The organism is Streptomyces sp. NPDC127038, assembly GCF_042725875.1.
Classification (GTDB): Bacteria; Actinomycetota; Actinomycetes; order Streptomycetales; family Streptomycetaceae; genus Streptomyces.
Window position 1 is genome coordinate 49,760 of sequence record NZ_JBHXDQ010000024.1, and the last position, 13,395, is coordinate 63,154.

Annotated in this window: 14 protein-coding genes and 1 riboswitch; of the genes, 8 read left to right on the forward strand and 6 right to left on the reverse strand. The window is 71.8% G+C overall.

Going from position 1 to position 13,395, the window contains the following annotated elements; all coding sequences use genetic code 11:
- Positions 1–96: 96 nt before the first annotated feature.
- Positions 97–1,449, forward strand: coding sequence for a class II 3-deoxy-7-phosphoheptulonate synthase (locus tag ACFWI4_RS18770; protein WP_382781000.1), 1,353 nt, complete (start codon positions 97–99; stop codon positions 1,447–1,449).
- Between the two features lie 160 nt (positions 1,450–1,609).
- Positions 1,610–1,867, forward strand: coding sequence for a bacterioferritin-associated ferredoxin (locus tag ACFWI4_RS18775; RefSeq protein WP_385406581.1), 258 nt, complete (start codon positions 1,610–1,612; stop codon positions 1,865–1,867).
- Here ACFWI4_RS18775 and bfr read toward each other — a convergent pair.
- Complete coding sequence (gene bfr, locus ACFWI4_RS18780) at positions 1,864–2,343, reverse strand: bacterioferritin (RefSeq protein ID WP_037623273.1); 480 nt, start codon at positions 2,341–2,343, stop codon at positions 1,864–1,866. The two genes, ACFWI4_RS18775 and bfr, sit on opposite strands and share 4 nt — an antisense overlap.
- Positions 2,344–2,498: 155 nt before the next feature.
- On the opposite strand from bfr, the gene ACFWI4_RS18785 reads away from it, so the two are divergent.
- Positions 2,499–3,131 carry a sulfite oxidase-like oxidoreductase gene (locus tag ACFWI4_RS18785; RefSeq protein ID WP_387197289.1) on the forward strand — a complete coding sequence of 211 codons (633 nt, stop codon included), beginning with the start codon at positions 2,499–2,501 and terminating at the stop codon, positions 3,129–3,131.
- A gap of 48 nt (positions 3,132–3,179) precedes the next feature.
- Here ACFWI4_RS18785 and ACFWI4_RS18790 read toward each other — a convergent pair whose 3' ends face one another.
- From ACFWI4_RS18790 to thiO, 5 genes are all read right to left on the reverse strand, one after another.
- A complete protein-coding gene (locus ACFWI4_RS18790; RefSeq protein WP_387197292.1) occupies positions 3,180–4,049 on the reverse strand; it encodes a deoxyribonuclease IV in 870 nt (289 codons plus the stop codon).
- Positions 4,050–4,128: 79 nt separating this feature from the next.
- Positions 4,129–6,069 carry a Stk1 family PASTA domain-containing Ser/Thr kinase gene (gene pknB / locus ACFWI4_RS18795; protein WP_387197295.1) on the reverse strand — a complete coding sequence of 647 codons (1,941 nt, stop codon included), beginning with the start codon at positions 6,067–6,069 and terminating at the stop codon, positions 4,129–4,131.
- Positions 6,070–6,319: 250 nt separating this feature from the next.
- Positions 6,320–7,114: a thiazole synthase gene (locus tag ACFWI4_RS18800; RefSeq protein WP_387197298.1), complete on the reverse strand. Its 795-nt coding sequence runs from the start codon at positions 7,112–7,114 to the stop codon at positions 6,320–6,322.
- A 3-nt stretch (positions 7,115–7,117) separates the two neighbouring features.
- Positions 7,118–7,318 (reverse strand): sulfur carrier protein ThiS, encoded by a 201-nt coding sequence (thiS, locus tag ACFWI4_RS18805; protein WP_385406593.1) that lies wholly within the window; start codon positions 7,316–7,318, stop codon positions 7,118–7,120.
- Positions 7,315–8,481 carry a glycine oxidase ThiO gene (gene thiO, locus ACFWI4_RS18810; RefSeq protein WP_385406595.1) on the reverse strand — a complete coding sequence of 389 codons (1,167 nt, stop codon included), beginning with the start codon at positions 8,479–8,481 and terminating at the stop codon, positions 7,315–7,317. The genes thiS and thiO overlap by 4 nt, the downstream gene beginning before the upstream one ends.
- Positions 8,479–8,591, reverse strand: a riboswitch (TPP riboswitch). Its footprint overlaps the gene before it by 3 nt.
- 193 nt (positions 8,592–8,784) lie before the next feature.
- On the opposite strand from thiO, the gene ACFWI4_RS18815 reads away from it, so the two are divergent.
- From ACFWI4_RS18815 to ACFWI4_RS18835, 5 genes are all read left to right on the forward strand, one after another.
- Positions 8,785–10,023 (forward strand): NAD(P)/FAD-dependent oxidoreductase, encoded by a 1,239-nt coding sequence (locus tag ACFWI4_RS18815; RefSeq protein ID WP_387197302.1) that lies wholly within the window; start codon positions 8,785–8,787, stop codon positions 10,021–10,023.
- Positions 10,024–10,087: 64 nt separating this feature from the next.
- Positions 10,088–10,459 carry an Rv2175c family DNA-binding protein gene (locus tag ACFWI4_RS18820; protein ID WP_339128895.1) on the forward strand — a complete coding sequence of 124 codons (372 nt, stop codon included), beginning with the start codon at positions 10,088–10,090 and terminating at the stop codon, positions 10,457–10,459.
- A gap of 91 nt (positions 10,460–10,550) precedes the next feature.
- Positions 10,551–11,210 carry a thiamine phosphate synthase gene (thiE, locus tag ACFWI4_RS18825; RefSeq protein WP_387197305.1) on the forward strand — a complete coding sequence of 220 codons (660 nt, stop codon included), beginning with the start codon at positions 10,551–10,553 and terminating at the stop codon, positions 11,208–11,210.
- Between the two features lie 169 nt (positions 11,211–11,379).
- A complete protein-coding gene (gene metF, locus ACFWI4_RS18830; protein WP_385406605.1) occupies positions 11,380–12,303 on the forward strand; it encodes a methylenetetrahydrofolate reductase [NAD(P)H] in 924 nt (307 codons plus the stop codon).
- A gap of 56 nt (positions 12,304–12,359) precedes the next feature.
- The gene (locus ACFWI4_RS18835) at positions 12,360–13,376 is read left to right on the forward strand and encodes a hypothetical protein (protein ID WP_387197308.1); all 1,017 of its coding nucleotides are present in this window, start codon (positions 12,360–12,362) and stop codon (positions 13,374–13,376) included.
- Positions 13,377–13,395 lie beyond the last annotated feature (19 nt).

Genomic DNA, 13,395 nt, shown 5'->3' on the forward strand with positions numbered 1-13,395 from the left:
CCGCGGCCGTCCGGAGAGGCACCGATCGAGCGGGGTTCGTCTCACTTGATGAGCATGTGGACAAGGCGCCCGACACGACCCCGTAGTGTTGTCCGGGTGACCGTGAACGCTAAGTCCAGCGCGAGCGCTGGCAACACCTGGCGAAACCTGCCCGCGGCGCAGCAGCCCGAGTACCCCGATGCCGAGGCTCTGCGCGATGTGATCGCGGACCTCGAGTCGTATCCGCCGCTCGTCTTCGCGGGCGAGTGCGACCAGCTGCGCGCCCGGATGGCGTCCGTCGCCAAGGGAGAGGCGTTCCTTCTCCAGGGCGGCGACTGCGCCGAGGCCTTCGACGCGGTGTCGGCCGACCACATCCGCAACAAGCTCAAGACGCTGCTCCAGATGGGCGCCGTCCTCACGTACGCCGCCTCGGTACCGGTGGTGAAGGTCGGCCGTATCGCCGGCCAGTACTCCAAGCCCCGCTCCAAGGGCACCGAGACCCGCGACGGCGTGACCCTGCCGACCTACCGGGGCGACTCGGTCAACGGCTTCGACTTCAACGAGAAGGCCCGCATCCCGGACCCCGAGCGCCTGAAGCGGATGTACAACGCGTCCGCCTCCACGCTCAACCTGGTGCGCGCCTTCACCACCGGCGGTTACGCCGACCTGCGCCAGGTGCACGCCTGGAACCAGGACTTCGTGAAGTCGTCCCCGTCCGGCCAGCGCTACGAGCAGCTCGCGCGTGAGATCGACAACGCGATGAACTTCATGCGGGCCTGCGGCACCGACCCGGAGGAGTTCAAGACCGTCGAGTTCTACGCCTCCCACGAGGCGCTGCTCCTCGACTACGAGTCGGCGCTGACCCGTGTCGACTCGCGCACCGGCGACCTGTACGACGTCTCGGGCCACATGGTGTGGATCGGCGAGCGCACCCGCCAGCTGGACGGGGCGCACATCGAGTTCGCGTCGAAGATCCGCAACCCCGTCGGGATCAAGCTGGGCCCGACGACGACGGCGGAGGAGGCGCTCCAGTACATCGAGCGCCTGGACCCGGACCGCGAGCCCGGCCGGCTCACCTTCATCGTGCGCATGGGCGCGGACAAGGTCCGCGACAAGCTGCCCGAGCTGGTCGAGAAGGTCACCGCCTCCGGCGCGACCGTGGCCTGGGTGACCGACCCGATGCACGGCAACACCTTCGAGGCGGCCTCGGGCCACAAGACCCGCCGCTTCGACGACGTGCTCGACGAGGTCAAGGGCTTCTTCGAGGTCCACAAGGGTCTGGGCACGCACCCGGGCGGCATCCACGTCGAGCTCACCGGTGACGACGTCACCGAGTGCGTGGGCGGCGGCGACGAGATCTTCGTCGACGACCTGCACCAGCGCTACGAGACGGCCTGCGACCCCCGTCTGAACCGCAGCCAGTCCCTTGACCTGGCGTTCCTCGTCGCCGAGATGTACCGCGACCAGTAGCAGATCAACAGGCGCGGAGCCTGTTACCGGCAGGTGAAGTGGGGCGCGGATCACAGACGATCCGCGCCCCGCAGCACTTTTGCGGTTCCTGTGCGACGGGTAAGGTTAGGTTTGCCTCACCGATCATCGGGACGGCACGGCCCCACGATTCCGGCGGGAGGTGAACCGCGTGTACGTATGCAGCTGCTTCGGGATCACCGAACAGCAGGTGAAGAAGCATGCGGAGGACGGCGCCTGCACTCCTCGGCAGATAGCCTCGGCCTCCAAGGCGGGCACGGACTGCGGTTCGTGCGTGCGCCGGATCCAGGCGCTGCTGGGCAGGGGCTCCTGCCCGCGCCGTGAGCTCGCCGACCAGGGCATGCCGGTGCTCTCCCAGGTCCTCGGACAGCCCGAGGCGGACCGCCGAGAGGCCGCCTAGCTCTCCGGCTGCTCGATGAGCTGCGCGATGTAGAGCGCCTCGCCGAGCTTCTCGACCAGTTCCAGCTGCGTGTCCAGATAGTCGATGTGGTGCTCCTCGTCCTCGAGGATCGACTCGAAGATGTTCGCCGACGTGATGTCGCCCTTCGCGCGCATCACCTCGATCCCGCGCTTGAGGCGGTCGATCGCCTCCACCTCCACCTGCCGGTCGGCCTGGAACATCTCGGTGACCGTCTGTCCCACCCGGACGTGGAAGAGCCGCTGGTAGTTCGGCAGCCCGTCCAGGAAGAGGATGCGGTCGGTGAGCACCTCGGCGTGCTTCATCTCGTCGAACGACTCGTGCCGGGTGTACTTCGCGAGCTTCGTCCAGCCGAAGTTCTCCTGCATCTTCGCGTGCAGGAAGTACTGGTTGATCGCGGTCAGCTCGGCGGTCAGCTGCTCGTTGAGGAATTCGATGACCTCGGGGTCGCCCTGCATCGCAGAGGCTCCTTCCAGGCGGGGTACTGGGCAGATTGCGCCGCATCTTTGCACCGGTGTCCGGGAGCGTCCAGTAAGTGCATGCTTACTACGAGTTGCCCCGATCCGGCCCGCGCTGGTCATGGGCACTGTTCCGGGTCTGTCAGGATGGAGTCATGGGTCAGCCGGTGGAGCGCGAATCAGGAGGAACGGCACGGTCGGAGCTTCCGCCGGGACAGCGGCTCCAGCGCGGCTGGCCGGTCACGCACTACGGACCCGTCCCCAAGTTCCGCCCCGAACGCTGGGAGTTCCGGGTCTTCGGCGCCACCGCCGACGGCGGGAAGCAGTGCTGGACCCACGAGGAGTTCACCGCCCTCCCGTACGCCTCCGTCGTGGCCGATCTGCACTGCGTCACGAAGTTCAGCATGCTCGGGGCCGAATGGGGTGGTGTGCCCGCCCGGGCGATCCTGGAGATAGCCCCGCCCGCGCCCTCCGTCACCCATGTGATGGTCTGGGCCGAGTACGGCTTCAGCTCCAACCTGCGCCTCGCGGACTTCGCCTCCGAGCGCACCATCTTCGCCACCCACAAGGACGGCGAGCTGCTGACGGCGGAGCACGGGTTCCCGCTGCGCCTGGTCGTGCCGCACCTGTACGCGTGGAAGGGCCCCAAGTGGGTGCGCGGCGTCGAGTACATGACCGCCGACCGCCGCGGCTTCTGGGAGGAGCGCGGCTACCACAACGTCGGCGACCCCTGGCGCGAGCAGCGCTACTCCTACCAGGAGGAACCCGGGGACGGCCCCGAACTCTGAGGCCGCCGGCGAGGCCCGGCTCAGCCGTCGAGCGGCTTCCGCCCCGGCTCAGCCGTCGCGCAGCTTCTTCAGCCGCTCCACATCGGCCGCGTGCCCCTCTTTCCCGCCGGGCGTCTCGATGATCAGCGGGACACCCGCCGTCGCGGGATGCGTCATCAGGGCGCGGAACGGGTCCTCGCCTATGTGGCCGGAGCCGATGTTCTCGTGGCGGTCCTTGTGCGCGCCGACCACGTCCTTGGAGTCGTTGGCGTGGATCAGCTTCAGCCGTCCCTCGCCGACCGTGCCGACCAGCAGATCGAGGGTCTGGTGCATCCCGCTCGGTCCGGTCAGATCGTGGCCCGCCGCGAAGATGTGGCAGGTGTCGAGGCAGACGCCCAGCTTCGGGTGCGCGTCCAGGGCCTCGAAGTAGGGGCCGAAGTCCCAGGTGCGCGAGCACAGGGAGGCGCCCTGGCCGGCCGTCGACTCCAGCAGGAGGAACGGGTCGTCGTCGTGGGTCAGCTCGTCCAGCAGCGGCAGCAGCCGGTCGCGCACCTGCTTCAGGGCGACGGAGCGCTCCCGGCCGCCGGTGGCGCTCCCGGTGTGCACGACCACCCCGAGGGCGCCGATCTCCCGCCCGCGCCGCAGCGAGTGCCGCAGCGACTCCACCGACTTCTCGACCGTCGCCTCGGTGTGCGAGCCGAAGTTGATCAGATACGGGGCGTGGACGTACGCGGGGATCGACCCGGCGGCGCACGCGGCGCGGAACTCCTCGTCCTGCTTCGGGTTCCCGGCGGGCGTCGCCCAGCCGCGCGGGTTGGCGACGAAGACCTGCACGGTCTCGGCCGCGAGGTCACGGGCGTAGGCCAGGCCGACGGAGCTGAGGCCGCCGGCCACGGGGACATGGCCGCCGACGGGGTTGCGGAGCTGCTTGCTGGTCACACCCGCCAGGGTGTCACGCGCCCTCGCGCACCCCGCGGGCGGACCTGCGTCCCCGTGCCCGGCGGCCCGGAGGCCGGGGTCAGCGGATCTGGATCGTGATCGTCGAGCCCTTGGGCGCCGTGTCACCGGCGTGCACCGACTGCTTCTTGACCGTGTCGCCGAACAGGCCCAGCAGCCCACGGTCCTCCTCGACCTGGAACCCGGCGTCCGTCAGGGCCTTCTTGGCGTCGTCCACGCTGTCGCCGACGACGTCCGGGACCTCGACCATCTCGGGGCCCTTGGAGAGCGTCAGCGTCACCGTGTCGCCCGCGGCGGCCTCACCTCCGGCACCCGGCGTCTGCCGGGCGACCTGGCCCTTGTCGAACTGCGAGTTCACCCGCGCCGTGGCGACCTTCACCTTCAGGCCGGCGCTCTCCAGCTGCGTGGTGGCGTCGTCGACCGACGAGCCGGTCACGTCGGGCAGCTCCACCGGGGCGCCCTTGCTCACCACGAGCGCGATCGCCGAACCCGAGTGCCGCTCGGTGCCCGCGGCCGGATCCGTACCGATCACGAAGCCCTTGAGCACGTCCTGGCTGAACTCGCGGGTGACCATGCCCGGGGCGAGTCCGTCGCCCTTGAGCACGTCCCTCGCCTTGAACAGCGCGAGGCCCTTGAGGTCCGGCACCTTCACCGTCTGGGGGCCGTCGGAGACGGTCAGCGTCACGGAGTCGTTGTCACGGATCCGCTGGCCGACACCGGGGTCGGTGCTGATGACCGTGCCGCGCTTCACGGTGTCGCTGTAGGCGTGCTTGACCTGCTTGACGTCGAGTCCGGCGTCCTGGAGCCGGCTCCTGGCCTGCTGCTCCGTCTTCGCCAGGACGGGCGGGACCTTGGTGAACTGGCCCGAGTTGATGTACCAGACACCGGCGCCGAGGCCGAGTACCAGCACGATCGCGGCGACCACCAGCATCGTCCCGCGCCGCGGCCGCGGGCCCGGGGGCTGTGCGGGGACGACCGGCGCGGTGGCGAACGGACTGCTCTGCTCGAACCTGCTGGTCCGGTTCAGGGCGCCGTCGTCCTCGTTCACCGGCAGCAGGCGGGGGACGGACAGCGAGCGCGGGATCACGCTCGTGCGGTCGTCGGCGTTGTCGTGGCCCACGGACAGGGCGCCCGGCGGAATCGCGTCGAGCTGCTCGGCGGTGAGACCGGCGCGCGCCTCCAGGACCTGGCCGAGCAGGGCCACCGCGTCGGCGGGGCGCATCTCGGGATTGCGGGCCGTGGCCGCGGCGACCAGCTCGTCCAGCGCGAGCGCCAGCTCCGGCACGGCGGCCGACGGCGGCGGTACGTCCTCGTGGAGGTGCTGGTAGAGGACCTGCGCGGCGGTGTCCGCGGTGTGCGGCTTGGCGCCGGTGAGCATCTCGTAGAGGACGACTCCGCAGGCGTAGACGTCGACGCGGGTGTCGGCGGTGCCGTGCTCGATCTGCTCGGGGGCGAGGTACGACACGGTGCCGAGGACGGTGCCCGTCGTGCTGGTCACCGTGTCCACGGCCCGGACGAGGCCGAAGTCCGCGACCTTGACCCGGCCGTCGTCCCCTATGAGGACGTTCTCCGGCTTCATGTCGCGGTGCACGAACCCGGCGCGGTGGGCCGCGCCGAGCGCGGCGAGCACCGGCTCCAGGATGTCGAGCGCGGCCCTCGGCTGGAGGGCGCCGCGCTCGCGCAGCACGTCGCGCAGGGTGCACCCGGCGATGTACTCCATGGCCAGATAGACGTACGACCCGTCCGTCCCCTGGTCGAAGACCTGCACCACGTTCGGGTGCGCCAGCCGTGCCACGGACTTGGCCTCACGGATGAAGCGTTCGACGAACGAGGCGTCGGCTGCCAGCGTCGGGTGCATCACCTTGAGTGCGAGCACACGGTCGAGGCGGGTGTCCAAGGCCCTGTAGACCGTGGCCATGCCGCCGACCGCGATCCGTGCCTCGACCCGGTAACGGCCGTCGAGCACGTGTCCGACAAGCGGGTCCTGAAGGGTCGTATCCACGCAGGTGAGTCTACGAGCCACCACTGTCACGGCGCCCCGTTCGGGGGATTCGGGGGCCCGACTGCATCCGAGCTGTGACGAGCGCGGCCGATACGAAGATCCGTTCGTCGCACAGATGTCCGATCATGCCCCGTCTGTCACCGCAAGGCCGCAACACGACAACCTCCGCCACCGCCCGGCCGGAAACCGACGGAGAGCGTCCGGGCGGTGGCGGGCCGCCGCCCGCCCGCCGCCGGCCGTACGGGGGAGATCAGAAGGCCGGGCGCTCCGGGTCCAGCGCCGCCCTGCCCTCCACGGGGGAGGAGGCCGTGGCGAAGTGCCGCCGCGGGATGCGCCCGGCCCGCCGCGCCAGGCGCCCCGCCTCCACCGCGTGCCGCATGGCCTCCGCCATCAGCACCGGCTCCTGCGCCCGCGTCACCGCCGAGGCCAGCATCACCCCCGCGCACCCCAGCTCCATCGCCAGCGCGGCGTCCGACGCCGTACCCGCTCCCGCGTCCAGGATCACCGGCACCCCCGCGCGCTCGACGATCAGCTCGAAGTTGTGCGGGTTGCGGATCCCGAGCCCGGACCCGATGGGCGAGCCGAGCGGCATGATCGCCGCACAGCCGACGTCCTCCAGCTTCCGCGCCAGCACCGGGTCGTCGTTCGTGTACGGCAGCACGGTGAAGCCGTCGTCGACCAGGGTCTCCGCCGCGTCGAGCAGCTCGATCGGATCGGGCAGCAGGGTGCGCTCGTCGGCGATGACCTCCAGCTTGACCAGGTCGGTGCCCAGCGCCTCGCGCGCCAGCCGCGCGGTCAGCACGGCCTCGCCCGCGGTGTAGCAGCCCGCCGTGTTCGGCAGGACCCGGATCTCGAGCCGGGCCAGCACCGACAGCACCGAGCCGTGCACGGAGGCGTCCACGCGCCGCATCGCGACCGTCGTCAGCTCCGTGCCGGACGCCACCAGGGAGCGCTCCAGCACGTCGAGGCTGGGCGCGCCGCCCGTCCCCATGATCAGGCGCGACGCGTAGGCCGTACCGCCGAGGACGAAGGGATCGTCTGCCATGGTTCAGCCTCCTTGGACGGCGGTGAGGACTTCGACGCGGTCGCCCTCGGCGAGCGCGGTGGACGACCACTGCGCGCGCGGGACGACGGTCTCGTTCAGGGCGGCGGCCACCCCGGACGACGAGGGGGTCAGGGTCGCGACGATCGCGTCCAGAGCGGTGCCCGCGGCGACCAGCCGGCGCTCCCCGTTGACGACGACGTTCATACGGGCAGCTCCGTGCGGGCCTGGGCGCCGAAGCGCAGCGGGGTGAAGGGGCGGGCTTCGGCGGGGAGTTCGCCGGTGGTCAGGACATGGGCCATCACGTCGCCGGTCACCGGCGTCAGCAGCACGCCGTTGCGGTAGTGGCCGGTGGCCAGCAGCAGGCCCTCCAGCGCGCTCGGGCCGAGCAGCGGCGCGTTGTCCGGCGAGCCGGGGCGCAGCCCCGCGCGCGTCTCGGTGAGCGGCAGCTCGGTGATCCCGGGGACCAGCTCGTGCGCGTCGCGCAGCAGCTCGTACACGCCGCCCGCCGTCACCGTGGTGTCCCAGCCCAGTTCCTCGCTGGTCGCGCCCACCACCAGCTCGCCGTTCTCGCGCGGCACCAGGTACACGTGGCTGCCGCGCACCACGGCCCGCACGGTCCGGTTCAGGAACGGGGCGTACCGAGGGGGCACGGTGAGCCGCAGCACCTGGCCCTTGACCGGCCGCACCGGCGGCACCACGTCGTCCGGGACGCCCGCCAGCCGCCCGCTGAGGCTGCCTCCGGCGAGCACCACCCGGTCCGCGGCGAGCGCGGTGCCCTCGGCGGTGACGACCCCGGTGGCCCGCTCCCGTACGACGGTCAGACGCTCCGCCCAGGTCCGGTGCACGCTCACCCCGGCCCGCTCGCACGCGGTGACCAGGGCTCCCGCGAGCCTGCGGGGGTCGATCTGGTGGTCGCCGTCCACCCGCAGGCCGCCGCGCACCCCGGGCGCCAGCATCGGCTCCAGACGGCGGCACTCGCGGCCGCTGAGCCACTCCGACTCCAGCCCCGACCGGACCTGGAGCGCGTGCAGTTCCCGCAGATGGGCGCGGTCGTCGGCGTCCAGCGCCACGGCCAGCGTGCCCGACCTGCGGTAGCCGAGGTCCTGGCCGGTGGCCTCGGTGAGCTCGGCGGCGAAGTCCGGATAGCGGCGCGCCGAGGCGAGGTTGAGGCCCAGCAGGGTCTCCTCGCCGAAGTGCAGCTCGGTGACGGCGGCCAGCATCCCGGCCGCGACCCGGGCGGCCCCGCCGCCCGGCTCGGGGTCCACCAGCGCGGTGTCCAGCCCGCGCTGCGCGGCCCGCCAGGCCGTCACCAGACCGATGATCCCGCCCCCGACGACGAGGACGTCCGACGAACGTGCAGACGGCATGGGCGTCCAGCCCCTCCCTTCGCCGGCATGACCCGGATCAGGTTCGTACGGTCGGAGGCCGCCCAGCCTCCCTCTCAGCCCGGTTCGTCCGGGCTCCCGCGAGTGCTTTACGTCGGCCACCCTAGCCCGCCCCCCTCCGTGCCGGTAAGGGAGCCTCCGCCCGCGGCGCGGCGCCCGGCGGCCCCGCCGCCGCCCCCGGAGCCTGGCCGGGCACGGCCGGGGACCGCGCGGGACCGGCGGTGTGCAACAGGTCACCGAGCACGTGCGCTGACTGACGGATCGTCACGTGTCTATGGTGATCAGGTGAGCGATCAGACGCAGGCACAGTCCCCGCCGCGGGGGTCCGCGGTACGGCGGGTCGTCGTGGTGGGCGCGGGCATGGCCGGGGTGCAGACCGCGGTCGCCCTGCGCGAACAGGGCTTCACGGGCACCGTCACGCTGATCGGCGCGGAGCCGCATCAGCCCTACGACAGGCCGCCGCTCTCCAAGGCCGTCCTCCTCGGCAAGTCCGAGGGCTCCGCCTTCGACGTCGACTTCGAGTCCCTGGACATCGACCTGAGACTGGGCAGCGAGGCCCTCGGGGTGCGCCCCGGCGAGCACGAACTGGACACCGACGCGGGACCCGTCCCGTACGACGTCCTGGTCGTCGCCACCGGGGCCGAGCCGATCCGGCTCCCCGGCGCCGAAGGGGTGCCCGGGGTGCATCTGCTGCGCACCCTGGACGACGCCGACCGGCTGCGTCCCGTCCTCGCCCGGCAGCACGACATCGTGGTGGTCGGAGCGGGCTGGATCGGCGCCGAGTTCGCCACGGCGGCGCGCGAGGCGGGCTGCGCGGTCACCGTCGTCGAGGCCGCCGACCGGCCGCTCGCCGGAGCGCTGCCGGCCGAGGTCGCCGCTCCGATGGCCGGCTGGTACGCGGACAGCGGGGCCTCGCTGCGCACCGGCGCGCGCGTGGAGCGCGTCGAGCCGGGCGCGGTCGTCCTGGACGACGGCTCCCGGGTGCCCGCGGACGCCGTCGTGGTCGGGATCGGCGCGCGTCCGGCCACCGCCTGGACCGCCGGGTCCGGCATCGAGCTCGGCGCCCACCGGGAGATCGTCGCCGACGACCACCTGCGCACCTCCGTGCCGGACGTCTACGCGGTCGGCGACTGCGCCTCCTTCCCGTCCGGGCGCTACGAGGAACGCCTCCTCGTCCACCACTGGGACAACGCCCTCCAGGGCCCCCGCACGGTCGCCCTGAACATCGTCGGGGAGACGCCCGCCGCCTACGACCCGGTGCCCTACTTCTGGTCCGAGCAGTTCGGCCGCTTCGTGCAGTACGTCGGCCACCACACGCCCGCCGACACCCTGGTGTGGCGCGGCGACCCCTCGGGCGCCTCCTGGTCGGTGTGCTGGCTGCGCGGGACGCGGCTCGTCGCCCTGCTCGCGGTGGGCCGCCCGAGGGATCTCGCCCAGGGCCGCCGGCTGATCGAGGCGGGCGCGGCCATGGACCCGGAGCTGCTCGCGGACCCGGCGAGGCCCCTGAAGGGCGCCACGGCCTGACCGGGAACCCCGGTACGGACGCCCTCGGCTTCCGACTGTCGGTCCGGGATGGCACGCTTGTCCCGTGACCGAGATTGACGCAAAGATCGATGCTCTCGTCCCCGCCTGGCTCACCCTCCCCGACATCGCCGAACAGCTCGGCGTCGAGGTGACGCGCGTCCGGCAGCTGGTCAAGGAAGGCCAGCTGATCGCCGTACGCCGTGGTGAGAACCGCGCGCTGCACGTCCCCGCCGACTTCATCGACGTGGACGAGCAGAAGGTAGTCAAGGGCCTGGCCGGCACCCTGACGCTCCTGAGGGACGACGGCTTCTCCGACGAAGAGGCCCTCGAGTGGCTCTTCACCCCCGACCCGACCCTGCCCGGCACCCCCGCGCAGGCCCTGAGCGAGAATCGCGGCACGGAGGTGAAGCGCCGCGCCCAGGCGCTCGCCGTCTGACCTGATAGAGACCGTCCGGCACGGGGAGCACGGCGGCGGGACCATCCCGCCCGCCGCGCTCCCCCGCGCACCGACAACGGGGGACCCACGCATGCCCGAGAACGCCGCCACCACCGCGCGGGACCGCCTCGCCGACGCCCGTGTCTATCTGTGCACGGACGCCCGCAGGCGCCAGGGCGACCTCGCCGAGTTCCTCGACGCGGTCCTGGCGGGCGGCGTCGACATCGTGCAGCTGCGCGACAAGGGCATGGAGGCGGCGGAGGAGCTGGAGACCCTGAGGGTCTTCGCCGACGCCTGCGCCCGGCACGGCAGGCTCCTCGCGGTCAACGACCGCGCGGACGTGGCCCACGCGGCCCGCGCCGGCGTCCTGCACCTGGGCCAGGGCGACCTCCCGGTCCCCGCGGCCCGCGCGATCCTCGGCGACGAGGTGCTGATCGGCCGTTCCACGCACGCCGAGGCCGAGGCGGAGGCCGCCGCCGTCCAGGAGGGCGTGGACTACTTCTGCACCGGCCCCTGCTGGCCCACCCCCACCAAGCCGGGCCGCCACGCGCCCGGACTCGGCCTGGTCCGCCACACGGCGGCCCTCGGCACCGACCGTCCCTGGTTCGCGATCGGCGGCATCGACCTCGGCCGGCTCGACGAGGTGCTCGAAGCAGGTGCCCGCCGGGTCGTCGTCGTCCGGGCGATCACCGAGGCGGACGATCCCGGCGCGGCCGCGGCCGAGTTCGCGAAGCGCCTGCGCACGGCGTAGGCCCGCGGCGGGCCCGCGCGGGCCGTCCCGGCCGCACCGGCGGGCCCGCGGCCGGCGCACGGGGCGTCCCGACACGGCCGCTGTCCGAGGGGTGGACAAGAAGTCGACAGATCGGACAAATGTCAGCGGTTCGGTTGGGGGACCGCCGCCCTCTGGCTAACCTGCCGGTATGGCCCTCGGATCCGCTTCCACCAGGACTGACCGCGCGCGCACCGTGCGCGACATGCTCGCGACCGGCAAACAGACCTTCTCCTTCGAGTTCTCGGCGCCGAAGACCCCCAAGGGTGAGCGGAACCTGTGGAACGCGCTGCGGCGGGTCGAGGCCGTGGCCCCCGACTTCGTCTCCGTGACCTACGGTGCCGGCGGCTCGACGCGGGCCGGCACGGTCAAGGAGACCGAGCAGATCGTCCTCGATACGACCCTCACCCCGGTCGCGCACCTCACCGCCGTCAACCACTCCATCGCGGAGCTGCGCAACATCATCGGGCAGTACGCGGACGCGGGCATCCGCAACATGCTCGCCGTGCGCGGCGACCCGCCCGGCGACCCCATGGGGGAGTGGGTCCCACACCCCGAGGGCCTGACCTACGCGGCCGAACTCGTGCGTCTCATCAAGGAATCCGGCGACTTCTGCGTCGGCGTCGCGGCCTTCCCCGAGATGCACCCCCGGTCCACGGAGTGGGATCTGGACGTCTCGCACTTCGTCGACAAGTGCCGCGCCGGGGCCGACTACGCGATCACGCAGATGTTCTTCCAGCCGGAGTCCTACCTCCGTCTGCGTGACCGGGTCGACGCGGCGGGTTGCGCGACACCGGTCATCCCGGAAGTCATGCCCGTGACAAGTGTGAAGATGTTGGAACGGCTGCCCAAACTCTCGAATGCTTCGTTCCCGGACGTCCTGAAAGAGCGGATCCTCACAGTCAAAGACGATCCGGCGGCTGTACGCTCCATTGGGATCGAGTTCGCGACGGAGTTCTGCGCGAGGCTGCTGACCGAGGGAGTCCCCGGACTGCACTTCATCACGCTCAACAACTCCACGGCGACGCTGGAAATCTACGAGAATCTGGGCCTGCATCACCCGCAGCAGGCCTAGACCGGTCGCACCCGCGTACGACACACTGCGTAGCGGCCACTGGGAGAGGGGCGTACATGGGCTTGACGGTCCTCTATCTGGCATTCGGCATCGTCGCACTGTGGCTGCTCGGCGAGGTGCTGTTGCAGTACAAGGCGCGGCTGCGCTTCAGGCTGCTCGCCTTCGTCGGCTTCCTCGGTGTGGTCCTCGGCGTCCTGATGCACTCGGTTCCCGTCATCGGCCTGGGCGCGGCCGCCTTCACGGTCGGCCAGACGTATGTGACCTTGTCGTTCCGCCAGGGCTTCGCGCAGGGCTGGGCCATCAAGGGCCCCGGCGCGGAGGACAGGCCCGGCAAGCTCAGCAAGCGCCGCCGCGGCGAGCCGGAGGACGCGGACGAGGCCGAGGAGAGCCCCGAACTCGACGAGGTCGAGGTGGCCGCCTACCGGCGCGAGGACCCGTACGCCGCCGACGAGGACGACGTCTTCACGCCGGCGACCCCCGCCGACCGCTTCGCGCCCCCGGAGCCGGCCGAGCCCACGGCCGCCGAGTCGACCTCCGTCTACGAACCGCAGCCCCTGCCCGAGGACACCGGCTCGTACGGCGTCTACGACACCGCCGCGTACTCCGGCGCCGGGGACCAGGCCTACGCCGGAGCCTCCCCGTCCCAGGACCAGCAGGCCTACGCGACGGGCCAGGACCAGCAGGCCTACGCGACCGGGCAGAACCAGCAGGCCTACGCGTACGACGGCTACACGGGCTACGACCAGCAGCAGTACGCCTACGGCAACGGGCAGCAGCAGTACGCGGGCTACACGGACCCGTACACCGGCCAGCAGACGTACACCGGCGCCACCTACGACCAGAGCGCCTACAACGGCGGCGACCAGCAGCAGTACGCGCAGCAGCAGAACTACGGCCAGGACCAGCAGTACGCGGCCGGAACGTACGGCGGCGAGACCCCGGCCGGAGGCGTCTGGGTGCCGCAGCAGCGCACCGACGAGTACGGCGGCGAACTCCCGGCCGAGCAACAACAGCAGCAGTACCCGTACCAGGGCAACGGCAACGCCGGGTACGACGAGCAGTACCGCTACTGACGGAGCGGCCCCGGGGCAC